At 54.6% G+C, this 14,660-nt stretch carries 3 protein-coding genes; all 3 read left to right on the top strand.

Features of this window, described 5'->3' with window-relative positions; genetic code table 11:
- From PSI14_RS13250 to PSI14_RS13240, 3 genes are read left to right on the top strand one after another with little or no spacing between them, the layout of a single operon-like run.
- Window positions 1–540, top strand: a complete 540-nt coding sequence (locus PSI14_RS13250) for a toxin-activating lysine-acyltransferase (RefSeq protein WP_273576336.1) — start codon at window positions 1–3, stop codon at window positions 538–540.
- Window positions 537–14,237, top strand: a complete 13,701-nt coding sequence (locus tag PSI14_RS13245; protein WP_273576335.1) for a hemagglutinin repeat-containing protein — start codon at window positions 537–539, stop codon at window positions 14,235–14,237. Before PSI14_RS13250 ends, PSI14_RS13245 begins: the two co-directional genes overlap by 4 nt.
- Window positions 14,234–14,611 (top strand): hypothetical protein, encoded by a 378-nt coding sequence (locus PSI14_RS13240; RefSeq protein WP_273576334.1) that lies wholly within the window; start codon window positions 14,234–14,236, stop codon window positions 14,609–14,611. The genes PSI14_RS13245 and PSI14_RS13240 overlap by 4 nt, the downstream gene beginning before the upstream one ends.
- The last annotated feature ends 49 nt before the right edge of the window (window positions 14,612–14,660 follow it).

The following is a 14,660-nucleotide window of genomic DNA, read 5'->3' as shown; positions in this document are numbered from 1 at the left end:
ATGTTAATCGGTGATTATGATGTGCGGGCCCCCCTGATCCTTGGCGGACACGACAATGACACAGCGATGCTGGGCGCCGCAACCTGGCTGTGGATGCACTCCCCGCTGCACCGGGATGCGCCGTTAAGTTCGCTGGCCACCCTGCTTCTGCCTTTTATTCAGGCCCAACAGTATGTGCTGGTCAGTGAACGGAGCCAACCGGTGTTTTACCTGAGCTGGTCGCGGTTTGATGAAGAGACCGAACGGCATTACCTGACAACGGATGACGGGAATAATCGCCATCTGGCATCGAACCGGGGTGCCCGGATCTGGATTGTGGACTGGGTCGCGCCGTTTGGCCATAGCCGTGTGATGGCGGATTTAGTCAGACATGACATTTTTCCTTATCAATGTGTCCGGGCGCTTTATCACAAAAGTTCAGCGCGCGGGGCGCAGGTGATCCGTTTTCGCGGCGCCGGTGTCAGCCGTGAACAGGCCGCCGCATGGTGGGATAACTATCCCCTGACCGTCGACTTACCTGAAAGAGGGGCTGCGCGATGAATAAACATTGCTACCGCGTGATTTTTAATAAAACCCGTCAGATGCTGATGGTGGTGTCTGAGTTGGTCAGCAGCCACACGGCCGGACAGGCACGGGATCGCATATCGGTGCCTTCATTATCGGCAACCCGTGTGGCCTTAACGCCCTTGGTGTTCGGGGTCTCACTGGCGCTGGGGCTGGTCAGCCTGAGTGCACAGGCCGGCATTGTGGCGGACACTAATGCGCCTGGTACGCAGCAGCCTTCGGTCATTTCTACCGCCAACGGTATCCCCCAAATCAATATCCAGACGCCGAATGGGGATGGGGTTTCCCGTAACCAGTACAGCCAGTTTGATGTGGCGCAGCGGGGGGCGATCCTTAATAACAGCGGCATCAATACCAAAACCGAACTGGGTGGCCTCATTACTGCGAATCCGTGGTTAGCCCAGGGTGAAGCGAAGATCATCCTCAATGAAGTGAACAGCCGCAACCCCAGCCAACTGAATGGGTTTATTGAAGTCGCCGGTCAACGGGCGGACGTCATTATTGCTAACCCGGCAGGCATTACCTGTCAGGGTTGTGGTTTTATCAATGCCAGCCAGACCACGTTGGCGGCGGGTAAGACCTTACTGGAAGGCGGGCGCCTGAAAGGGTTTGAAGTGGATGAGACGCATCAGGGACTCATCCGTGTGGAAGGGAAGGGGTTGAATGATACCGGCAGTGATTATACGCGTTTGATTGGTCGTGCCGTTAATATTAACGCCAAACTCCACGCCAGCCATTTAATCGTGACAACCGGGCGCAACCGAGTGGATGCCCAGGGCAATGTGACAGACGTTCTGTCTGACAGTCAGAAGAATAAGCCCACATTCAGTCTGGATGTGGCGGCGGTAGGTGGCATGTATGCCAACAAAATTAAGCTGGTCGGCACCGAACAGGGGGTTGGGGTACGCAATGCCGGGCAGTTAGGGGCGCAGGCCGGCAATCTGACACTGGATGGCCAGGGCAAACTGACGAACAGCGGGGCGATAACGGCATCCGCGGAGGTGGTTATCAGGAGTCAGGGGGCGCTGGCGAATCAGGGGGATATCACGGCGGGTCAGGATATTACGCTTAACACGCGCCATGAGATTGAAAACCCGGGGCGGGTACTGGCAGGGCGTCATCTGGCGATTGACAGCGCTGCTTTCGGCAGTGGTGAAAAAGGCAAATTGATTGCCGGTGTCGATAAAAGCGGTCAGCAAACTCAATCCGGCAACCTGACTATTAAGAATCGGGGTTTCCTCAGTAATAAGGGCACGATAGCGGCGTCGGATAACCTGACTGTTGATAATCAGGGCGATTTAACGAACCAGGGGCGGCTGTCGGCAGGCAGTCATAAACCGGGCAGCCTGAAACTCAACAGTGGCGGTCATCTTACTAACAGCGGGACGATAGACGCGTCTGCTGAAGTGAAGGTTGAGAACCAGGGGAATTTCATCAATCAGGGGGATATCACGGCGGGTCAGAATATTGCCGTCAACACCCGCGATCACCTGGATAATCAGGGACGGATGCTGGCCGGTCGTCACCTTGCTATCCACAGTGCGTCGTTGGCCAGCCATAACACTGTTCAACGGCTCGCTGATCGCCAGCCACACCCTGTTCTGGCCGCCGGCGCGGATAAAGAGGGTAAATTAACCCAGCCGGGTAACCTGACGCTGGATATCCAGGGGAAACTGGATAATCACGGTATTGTAACCGCGTCAGACACTATCGACATTCAGAATAACGCGGCGTTAACTAACACCGGCGATATCAGCGCCGGAAAAGTGATGACGATAAAAACCCCGGGCGCGCTGACCAACCAGGGCAAAATGTTGGCCGGTTACCATCTCGCTATCCAGAGTGCAGCCTTAATTAGCGGTCAGAATGGATTACTGTCTGCGGGAACGAATAAAACCCAGCCGGGCAAACTGACGCTCAACAGCCGGGGTCAGCTGGTTAATCAGGGGAGGATGACCGCCACGGAAGATATTGTTATCGAAGAACCGGCGACGCTGGATAATCAGGGCGAGATAAACGCTGACCGCCATATCAGGATCACCACGCCCGGCAAACTGACGAATCAGGGCAAGGTGCTGGCCGGCCACAACCTCGATATCCACAGTGCCTCTTTAGAAAGTGGCCAGAACGGCGTACTGGCTGCGGGGGTAGATAAAACGCCGCCGGGCAAGCTGAAGATCCAGAGCCAGGGTAAACTGGATAACCACGGCATCATCACCGCCACCGAGTCTGTCCATATTCAGCATGAAGGCGCTTTCAGTCACTCAGGGGATATCACCGCCGGTGACGATATCACGATAAAAGCGCGGGATCACCTCGATAATCACGGGAAAATGCGGGCAGGCCGCCATCTTGATATCCACAGTGCGGCGTTAGAAAGTGGTCAGAACGGGATACTGGCGGCCGGCACGGATGATCAGGGCAACCTGACCCGGCCGGGCAATCTTATCCTCAACAGTCGCGGCAGGCTGGTCAATCAGGGGGTGATAACGGCGTCGGATGATGTCACCATTGAGAATCAGGCCGCGCTGGAGAACTGGGGGGAGATAAGCGCTGATCGTGATATTAAGATCACCACCCCGGGTACGCTGACCAATCAGGGCAAGGTATTGGCTGGCCATGACCTCGATATCCACAGTGCTGATGTAGACAACCAGACAGCGGGTAAGCTGGCCGCGGGCAGGGATAAAACGCAGCCGGGCAACCTGAAGATCCAGAGCCAGGGGAAACTGGACAACCAAGGCATTATCACCGCGTCCGAGTCTGTCCATATTGAGCATGAAGGCGCGTTTAATCACTCCGGCGATATCACTTCCGGTGGCGATATCACGCTCAAAGCCCGTGATGATCTTGATAATACAGGGAAAATGCGGGCAGGCCGTCATCTTAATATCGACAGTGCCGCGTTCGTCAGCCGTCAGAACGCGGTGTTAGCGGCGGGGACGGATGATCGCGGCAACCTGATCCGGCCGGGCAATCTTATCCTCAACAGTCGCGGCAGGCTGGTCAATCAGGGGATAATGACCGCGTCGGATGATATCACCCTCGATAATCAGGCCGCGCTGGAGAACCCGGGGGAGATAAGCGCAGGCCATGATATCCGGATCACTACCCCGGGCACGCTGACCAATCAGGGCAAAGTATTGGCCGGCCATCTCCTTGATATCCACAGTGCCGATTTAGACAACCAGACAGCGGGTAAGCTGGCCGCAGGGAGAGGTAAAACGCAGCCGGGGACGTTGAAGATCCAGGGGCAGGGCAAACTGGACAACCAGGGTATTATCACCGCTTCCGAGTCTGTCCATATTGAGCATGAAGGCGCGTTTAATCACTCAGGGGATATCACCGCCGGTGGTGATATTACGCTAAAAGCCCGTGATGTTCTCGATAATGCCGGAAAAGTCCTGGCCGGACGCAATCTTAATATCCACAGTGCCACATTAGTCAGCCACCAGAAGGGGGTGTTGGCGGCGGGGACGGATGATCGCGGCAACCTGATCCAGCCGGGCAATCTTATCATCAACAGTCGCGGTCAACTGGTCAATCAGGGGATGATGACCGCATCGGATGATATCGACATCCAGAATCAGGCCGAGTTGAAAAATCAGGGAGAGATCAGTTCTGGGCGTGATATCAAGCTCAACACGCCGAGTCATCTGACCAATCAGGGCAAGGTGCTGGCTGGCCATCATCTCGATATCCACAGTGCTGATTTAGACAACCAGCAAGAAAGTCAGCTGGCCGCGGGGAGAGATAAAACACAGCCGGGGACTTTAAAGATCCAGGGGCAGGGCAAACTGGACAACCGGGGTATTATCACCGCGTCAGATCATATCCATATTGAGAATGAAAGCACTTTCAGTCACTCAGGCGATATCACCGCCGGTGGCGACATCACGTTAAAAGCCCGTGATGCTGTCGATAATGCCGGAAAAGTCCTGGCAGGCCGTCACCTTAATATCCACAGTGCCGCGTTAGTCAGTTATCAGAACGGGGTGCTGGCAGCCGGTACGGATGATCAGGGCAAATTGACCCGGCCAGGCAATCTTATCATTGACAGTCGTGGTCAACTGGTCAATCAGGGCGTGATGACCGCATCGGATGATATCGACATCCAGAATCAGGCCGAGTTGAAAAATCAGGGAGAGATAAGTGCAGGTCGTGATATCAAGCTCAACACCCCGGGCAACCTGATCAATCAGGGCAGGGTGCTGGCCGGCCACCACTTAGATATCCACAGTGCGACATTAGAAAACCAGAAAAAAGGGGAACTGGCGGCAGGGGCTGACGCTCATGGCAAACCGACTCAGCCGGGTAATCTGACCCTCAACAGTCGCGGTCAGCTCGTTAATCTGGGCGTGATGGTGGCGTCGGATGATATTGCTATCGACAATCAGGCGGATCTGGAAAATACGGGGGAGATGAGTACCGGGCGCGATATCCGGCTTAAAACACCCGGGCATCTGGCTAACCCGGGCAAAATGTTGGCAGGCCGTCACCTTAATATCCACAGTGCGGCCTTATCCAATCAGGAAAACGGGGTATTGGCCGCGGGTGTCGATAAAGAAGGCCGTTTGTCCCAACCGGGAGACCTGACGCTCCATAGCCCGGGTGAGCTGACCAACCTGGGGCTAATCACTGCGTCGGACACGATGACCGTCCAGGATCAGAGCAAACTGGATAATCAGGGGAACATGATCGCGGGCTGGGATCTGTCAATCAACATCCATGATCACCTTGTCAATCAAGGCAACCTACAGGCCGGCCATCACCTTGATATCACCAGTGCGTCACTGGACAACGCCAAAAATGCGGTATTGGCGGCAGGCATTGACCACGACGGTGAACCCGCCCAATCGGGCAATCTGGTGCTTCACAGCCGTGGGCAACTGACCAACCGCGGCGTGATAAGGGCAGCCGGTGATGTGAGCCTGCCTGATCAGGGTAACCTGATGAATGAGGGAGACATTACCGCCGGGCAGGACATGACTATCACCACCCGCAGGCACCTCGACAACCAGGGGCGCATACTGGCGGGGCGCCACCTTGAAAGCCAAAGCGCGTCACTGTATAGCCATCAGGGCAGTACCCTGGCGGCCGGTATGGATAACGCGCTCAGGCTGACCCGGCATGGTAACCTGACCCTAAAAACCACGGAGGAAGCCCGGCTTCACGGGCAGAATCTGGCCCATGACCGGTTATCGGTGAACGCAAAAGATCTTTCACTGGCGGGCAGTCAAACGGAGGCCGGCGATCTGACCCTGACATCTGGCACGCAGTTACATTTACAGGATGCCCACGTCAGCGCCCGTCAACATCTTACGTTATCGGCACCGGAACGGATTGATAACACGCGTGGCCGGTTGCGGGCGGAAACGCTGACCCTTCGCAGCCAGATATTGAACAACCAGCAGGGTAAAATCACCCAGACCGGGTCGCAGTCGTTCATATTGGATCATACGGCCGGGATTGACAATACCGCCGGGATCATTGAATCCCGTGGGCAGGATTTGACGTTGAAGGCGCAGCACATGACGAATGATAACGGCAGACTGATCCATGCCGGCACCGGCGTGATGGCCATTGACACGGCCCACTTTCAGGGCAACGCCGGCCGCCTGATTTCTGACGGTACACTGAAACTGGCTGGGGGGGATTACCATCTGGTGAACAGCGAGACGTCGGCGCAATACATCACGGCCCATATTCAGTCACTGGATCACCGTTCAGGGACGATGACCCAACGGGGCACCGGTGCCATGACGCTGGCTGTTCAGCAGGAACTGGATAATGGCAGCGGCACGATGTCTGCCAATGGCCCGGTGCAGGTCAATGCCGCAGCGCTGAATAACCGGGCGGGCCAACTCATTGCAGCCGAAGACGGCCAGCTTCAGGTCACCGTAAAAAACCGGTTGAACAACCAGCAAGGCCAGTTAGTTGCCTCAGCCGGGATGACCGTGATGGCTGACGACATCGATAACCGGCAGGGGAAGATAGCGGCGTCGAACGGGGATATCACCCTGACCACCGGGCAGCTCACTAATATTGAAGGGAAAATTGCCGGTCAGCATAACCTGCAACTGACGGCGCAGGCGATCAACAACGAAAAAGGCCAAATCCGTGCGGGTACGGCGGATATCAATACGCACCAGCAGCAACTGAATAATACCGCAGGTTCTATCGCCGCAGAACGGCAGATGACGTTACGAACCGGTGAATTACTGAACCGCTACGGATCGATACACAGCGGCCAAAACCTGACCATCGATACCCACGGTCAGCAGCTGGATAACCGGGACAGTGACCAGAACGGCGGGGTGTTCAGCCAGGGGGCTTTGCGCCTGACGGTCGCGGATCTGAATAACCAGTCCGGCCATATTGAAAGCCATGGCGGGCTGAATATGAGCGGAAACACGCTCCTTAACCAGCACGGTCAGCTCCTGGGGGGAAAAGACACCCAATTGCGTGTGGATATGCTGAATAATGATCAGGGGTTGTTACAAAGTGGCGGCAAACTGACACTTAATGCAAAATCCTTAATGAACCGCAACAGTGGTGATCATCACGGGATCACCAGCAAACAGGCCATGATCCTGAATACCGGGGCGCTGGATAATGAAAGCGGGGTCGTGGCCTCATTAGGCAGCCTGACTATCACGGCAGATAATATCCATAACCGGCTGGGATTATTGGCCGCGCAGACCCGGTTTGCTTTGACAGGCCAAAGGCTGGATAACCAGTCCGGACGGATCACTGCCCGTCAGAATTTATCTGTCGATACGCAGGGGCAGACCCTCGATAACACCGATGGCGTGATTGACAGTCAGGCTGAGCTTAAGGTGAAGAGCGGGGATCTGAAAAACCAGCGCGGCACCTTGCATGGTAAGTCGGCCACACTCACCGCCAAACAACTGGATAACCGTCAACAAGGTAAGATCCTGAGCGAATCGGGGCTGCATATTGATGCCGATGCTCTTCTGAATACTCAGGGGCAGATACTGGCGCTGGGCAATTTGAAAGCGCAGGTCAATCACCACATGGATAATACAGCCGGTTTAATCCGCAGTGGGGGTGATACCGAACTGAGCGCTCAGGCCATCCACAATCAGGAGACACAACAGCAGGATAAAGGGATAGAGGGTAAACATGTCCTTGCCACGGCGGACACCCTGCACAATGCCAAAGGGCAACTGTTCGCCACTGAAAATGCCATACTAAAACTGGCTTCGGTGCTCGATAACACGCACGGCCAGTTACAGGCCAATCAGCAACTGACCATACAGGGCAGCCAGCTAGCGGTGACCAATACGGCCGGTGAAATCAACGCCGGAAAGGCGTTGACGGTGGATGCCGGCGCGGCCACCGGTGACGGCAAACTGCGTTCACTGGGGGATATCCAGCTGACACTGCTGAAAGATTTTATTCATACCGGTGAAATCATGGCCAATGGGCGTTTACGGCTGAGCATTCAGGGCAATGTCATCAATAATGGCTTGATCAGTGCCGGCACTTTAGCGGGGGAGGCGGATAACCTGACCAACGAGGCCACCGGGAAAATCCTGGCGGATCACCATCAATGGACCGTCAACAATACCCTCGTCAACACTGGGTTGTTGGATGGTGGCCAAACCTATCTGCGTGCCGCTGAGCTGACCAACCAGGGCACAGGGCGGATTTATGGTGATCATATTGCCATTGAAGCGGGGACGCTGAATAACTGGGGGGATGCGGAGACAAAGGCCAAAGGTCAATCGGCGGTGATTGCGGCTCGTCAGCGTCTCGATCTGGGCGTGGGAACGTTAAATAACCAAAGCCACAGCCTGATTTACAGTGACGGGGATTTTGCCTTTGGCGGTAAGCTGGATGACCAGTACCGGGCCAGCGGAAAAGGGAACGTTATCAATAACCACAGCGCTTATATGGAAGCGATGGGAGAGATGCGGCTGGCAGCCGACACCATCAATAACGTCAATGACCATTTTGAGACCCAACTTGAGCGCATTTCGCAGACGCCAATGGAGGAATATCAGGTCTGGGGGCAACGTTATGATACGAAAAACCACCGTATCACGATTGATAATGATGAAGTGGATCACGCCTGTGTGGATGACCTGGGATGCCGGGATAACTTCCAGATTTACCGGTACACCCGCACGACAGAAGAAACCCGGGTGAAAGCCACCGATCCGGCGAAGATACTGGCCGGACAAAACCTGATTATTGATACCACGACGCTGACAAACGATAAGAGCCAGGTGGCGGCGGGGGGATTGCTGACGGTCACGGGCGGGGAGATCAATAACCTGGATATGCCGAGTGAGCGTTATATCACCGATAAAGGGCAGGTGGAGAATTTTTGGCGTATCAAGAAAAAAGGGCGTGACCGGCAAGGCTGGGGATCATCACACTATGAACCTCCGGCACAAATCCAGACTATCACCCTGACCCCCGGGACAGTCCGGTCATCACAGGGCACGGTCACGCTGGATGGCCAGCGGCCGGCGGATTATCAGGGCACCGTGACACAGATAACGCCAGTCCGTGGCGGGAAAATTAATGCCGGCCTGACGGAAACGGCCACCCTGTCGCGTGAAGTCGCATTACGGCCGGGGCAGCGGCTGGAAGTGATCATCCCGCCCGCGGCAGTGACGGGGCAAAAAGCGGCCATCACCGGTGGCACCGCAGAGACGCCGGTTATCGCGGGGGAAAAACTGACTGAACGGGGTAAAACTGTCACGGTGGGTGAACGATCCACCGTGGGTGGGAAGCTGACCGGTGTCGGTGAAAAATACACCGGCCTGGATGAAAAAATCACGAATGTGGGTGAGAAATCCATGGGGGTGGATGAAAAAATCACAAATGTGGGTGAGAAACCCACCGGTGTGGCGGAAAGGATCCCCCATGTGGGCGAAAAACCCCTTATCGTCCGCACGGAAGTGCCGAATTATCAGTTACCGGACAACAGCTTATTTAAACTGAACCTGCCACCTGAAAATACTCCCCCCACATCGGCTATGGCGGCGATTGACAACCTGCCGCTGGTTGAAACCGATCCGCAGTTTACCCAGCTGAAAAAATGGCTGGGGACGGACTATATGCAACAGCAGCTGCGCTGGGATCACAATAACATGCATAAACGTCTGGGGGATGGTTTTTATGAACAGCGCCTTATTCGTGAGCAGGTGATTAACATGACCGGCAAACGTTATCTGCCGGGACACCAGAATGACGAGGAACAATTTAAGGCGCTGATGAATGCCGGCGTGCGGGCCCAGCATGCCTTTAATCTGGCCCCGGGGATTGCCCTGAATGCGGAACAGATGGCCCATCTTACCGAAGACATGGTCTGGCTGGTCAATGCGACGGTCACCTTACCGGACGGTCGCCGGCAAACTGTGTTGGTTCCCCAGGTGTATGTGCGCACGCAGGCCGGTTCACTGGATGGCACCGGTGCTCTGCTCAGTGGCAGCCAGGTCAATGTGCAACTGCGTGGCGACCTGCTCAACCAGGGCCGGATTATCGGCCAGGATATCAATATCCTGGCGGAGAATATCCGTCATCAGGGCGGACTGCTGCAAGGCAACCAGGTTGATTTGCAGGCCCGGACCGATATGGTTCAGCGGGGCGGGGCGATGGGCGCCAGTCAGTCACTGACGATAGGGGCCGGGAATACGATTGATATCGCCAGTACCACGCGCGGCGGTGAAAATCAGGTTGGCAATAATCAGTTCAGTACCACTTACGTGGATAACGTTGCCCAAGTTTATGTGCAGGGGGCGGATGGCAAACTGCACCTGCGGGCAGGCAAGGATATTTATACGTCGGCCGCCCAACTGATGTCACAGGGTCAACACAGTGAGATTCAGTTAGACGCGGGGCGGGATATTCAGTTCGGGACAGCCAAAACCGCGCAGGGTGAACACCTGGAATGGCACCGGGATAACTATTTGACTCATACCGCATCGGGGGAAACCGGTACGGACATTGACAGTGCCGGACAGGTCAGCCTGCGCGCCGGACGCGATGTGAATCTGCGGGCAAGCGGTATCACGGCGGGTAAAACACTGCAAGTGGCTGCCGGGCGGGATGTGTCCGTCGTGGCGGGTGAACAGCAGCAAACCCATGACGAATACCGGAAGGTGAAAGGCAGCAACAGCTGGGTTTCCTCGGCCACTACCACCACCCGGGAGCAATATGACCGCACCCAGGCAGTCAGCAGCACCCTGAGCGGCAATACAGTGAGCATCCAGTCCGGCCAGGATACCACCGTTCAGGGCAGCAATGTGGTGGGCACTCAGGATGTGGCACTCCAGGCCGGCCAGAATCTGACCCTCACCACAGCCGAAGAGACCCATCACCAGTTCACCCAGCAGGAAGAGAAAAAATCCGGCCTGATGGGCACCGGGGGCGTGGGCTTTACTATCGGCAGTTCGACACTCAAACAGTCCAACGATAGCGATACGACTTTGCAAAAAGGCAGCACCGTGGGCAGCAGTGACGGCCAGGTCACCTTGCGTGCCGGCGAACAGGTCATTGTGCATGGCAGCGATATCATTGCCAGTAAAGATATCGATATTGAAGCCAAAGAGGTGGCGGTCACGGCCGCGAAAAACAGCCATACTGAACTGAGCAAAACCGAGCAGAAACAATCGGGCCTGACCCTGGCGTTGTCCGGTGCGGTCGGCAGTGCGGTTAACACGGCAGTGCAGACGGCGAATGAAGCCAAAGACACCCAAGACAGCCGGTTACAGGCACTGAAAGGCACCCAGTCGGTGCTGTCCGGGGCGCAGGGTTATCAGGCCTGGCAGCTCAGTCAGGCGGAAGCCGCCAAAGCCGATGCGATAAATCAGGCGGGCGGCAACGCGGAAAAACCGACAGACACTATCGGTATCCAGCTTTCCTATGGCAGCCAGTCGGCGAAATCGGAAACCCGCACGGAACAGACGCAGTCACAGGACAGTCAGCTTAATGCCGGGCGGGATATCCGTATTACCGCAAAAGGCGACAAGGCTCAGGCAGACAGCGGCAATATTCAGATTGCCGGCAGCAGTCTGAAAGCCGGGCGGGATGTGACCCTGGACGCGAAACGGGATATCGTCCTGCAATCCGCTGAAAATACCCAGACGACGCGCGGTGAAAACAGCAGCAAAGGCGGCAGTGTCGGTGTGGGACTGACCGCCGGTCAGGGCGGTTACGGCATCAAATTCTCCGCCAGTGTCAATAAGGGCAAGGGGCATGAAACCGGAGACGGCGTCACCCATAGCGAAACACTGATTGATGCGGGCAATCAGGTCAGCCTGACATCCGGTCAGGACACCACACTCAAAGGGGCGCAGGTCAGTGGCGAGAAAGTCACCGCCGATATCGGCCGCAATCTGCATTTGCAGAGCGAGCAGGATAAGGATAATTACGACGCCAAACAGGAAAACATCAGCGCCGGCGCCAGCTTTACTTACGGCTCAATGAGCGGTTCGGCCAGTGTCAATGCCAGCCGGGACAACATCCACAGTCAATTCGAATCCGTCAATGAGCAGACCGGGATTTTTGCCGGCCAGGGCGGCTTTGATATCCAGGTCGGCGAACATACCCAGCTTGACGGCGCGGTGATTGCAAGTCACGCAGAGAAAGACAAAAACCGACTGGAGACGGGCACGCTGGGTTTCAGTGATATTGAGAACAAGGCGGAATACAAGAGCGAACACCAAAGTGTCGGTATTAGTACCGGCGGCGCGGTGGGCAGCCAGCTGGGGTCCAATATGGTCTCGAATATGCTGGCCGGCACCAACAAGAGTGACAGCAAATCGTCAACGACCCATGCGGCGGTCAGTGACGGCACGATAGTGGTGCGTGATGCGGATAAGCAAAAACAGGCTGTCTCAGACCTGAGCCGGGATACTGATAACGCCGCCAATGGCCTGAGTCCGATTTTTGACAAGGAGAAAGAGCAGCGGCGGCTGGCACAGGCGCAGGCCATTGCCCAAATCGGCACGCAGGTACTGGATATTTACAGTACGCACGAAGCGATTAAAGCGACAAAAACCGCCACGGAAAAACTGAAAGACCCGCACACGCAGCAGGCCCTGAAACAGCAAGCCGAAGCGCAGCTGAGGCAGGAGAACGAGGAAATCACAGCGGGATCCATTGCCGACCGGGCGCATAAAATCGCTTACGACGCGGCACTCAAAGCACAGGGTGCGGAAGTTGGCGGCGGTCAGCGTCAGGCGGTGACCGCTGTCGTGACTGCCCTGCAAGGACTGGCCGGCGGGGATATTAAAGCCGCCCTTGCTGGCGGTGCGGCGCCTTATCTGGCCAATGCGGTCAAGGCGTTGACCTACGGCGGTAAGCCGTATGAGCAACTGACGGCAGAAGAAAAAGCGACCAATCTGGTGGCCCATGCGATTTTGGGTGGGGTGATTGCCGAAATGAAAGGCGGCTCTGCCACTGCCGGGGCAACGGGTGCGGTAAGCGGCGAACTGGCCGCTTCGGCGATAGCCAGTGCGCTTTACCCAGCCAAAAATCTGAGTGAATTGTCGCCAGATGAGAAGGAAAAAGTCAGTAACTTGTCTACACTGGCAGGCGGGATAGCGGCAGGACTGGCAACCAACTCTACCGCAGGTGGTGTGTCCGGGGCGCAGACGGCTAAGAATGCAGTCGAATCAAACTACCTGCACGCTGACCAAATAGATGATTTTGCCGCGAGAGCAAAAGGGTGCGAGGCGCGTGGCGACTGCAAACAGCTTGTAAAAGAAATGGAAGATCTGAGCCTTAGACAGCAACAGGAGCTGATTGCGGTCTGTGCCTCGAATCCAGCGGCCTGTAAAGAAAAATACGGTGACATTCCGGCTAACGGCCTGTTAGTGCGCCAGGCGATTGATCGTGTATTGGGTGAAGATGTGCCGTCACGCATGAAAAATGACATGTCTTCCTTGCTGGCTCAGCAGATTGAAGCGGAAGGGGTGGTCTCCAGTACGGAATTTGCGCATCAGTTGATTAGCCGTTATGGCATTGACAAACAGCAGGCTGAAATTTTAGCTGGCGCGGCAATGGCCGCAGTGACTGGCGGCATGAATAGCAAAGGGACTAAACCATCATCTTCAAACGCAGTGACGGATAATAAAGGTGCTAACGCAGCCAAAGGGCAGCAAGTTAATACTGGCAATAGTGGAACGAAAGCACCACAAAATCAGACTGGTAAAACGTCTGAGCGTGTAATACCAGAAAATTTCACAGCCGAAGTATCAAAACATAATACTCAGGTTGGCCTATTGAATAAAAAGAAAACAAGTATATCTGGTGCTCATAAACAGGATGCATTTTTAGAATCTGTTGAAAGATTAGGAGCGAAAGTCACGAATAAAATAACCGATAAGAAATATCCGGGGTTAATAGAATATAGTTATCAATTACCTTCAGTAGACAGAGCAGGGAAGCCTACTGGATACAAAAAAACTCAATCGAAAACAACATATGATTCTAGGATCTTATCTGACGATAAAGTTCTTAAAATGTCTACTCAAGCAGCGAAACAATCAAAGGATTACTTTATATCCAATCCAGATAAAAGAGAGTATTCAACTAAAGTTGATGGATATTGGTTTAGGGTAACGAAAGATGCTAAAAGTGGAGAAATTAGTAATGCATTCATCACTATGCCATCAAGGAATATTCCATGAGTGATAAAACGAAGTGGTTAGACGAGACGAAAGAGTATTTAGCCAACAATGATGGTGAAGATTTATACTACCTCATGTTTACTATGCTGAATGAAGAAAAAATGAGCTTCATAAAATTTCTCTTGGATGCCTCAAAGGGAATTGGGTGTGTAGTACATGAAGGATTAGAATATGTATTAGATCAAGATCTAGATTACCCAGAAGATTTTGATTTAGTTACTTTTTATGTTGGAGAGTTTGAAAGTTCAGAAATCACCCCAAATCAGTTTGTTATGCTGATGCAATATGTGTCTGATGCTTATATCAAGGCTTTTCCTGACAGTAAGGATACGGTGGAAAGACATATGAAAGCACTTACAGAACGTTATGCTTAGCACTGTATCCTGTGAGAACGTAAAAAGATCCCAACCCTAAAAAGCTGGG

Origin of the sequence: Xenorhabdus anantnagensis (assembly GCF_028598555.1) — a bacterium.
GTDB lineage: Bacteria > Pseudomonadota > Gammaproteobacteria > Enterobacterales > Enterobacteriaceae > Xenorhabdus > Xenorhabdus anantnagensis.
The sequence above is the reverse complement of the archived record's forward strand: the minus strand, read 5'-3'. Positions and strand labels throughout refer to the sequence as shown.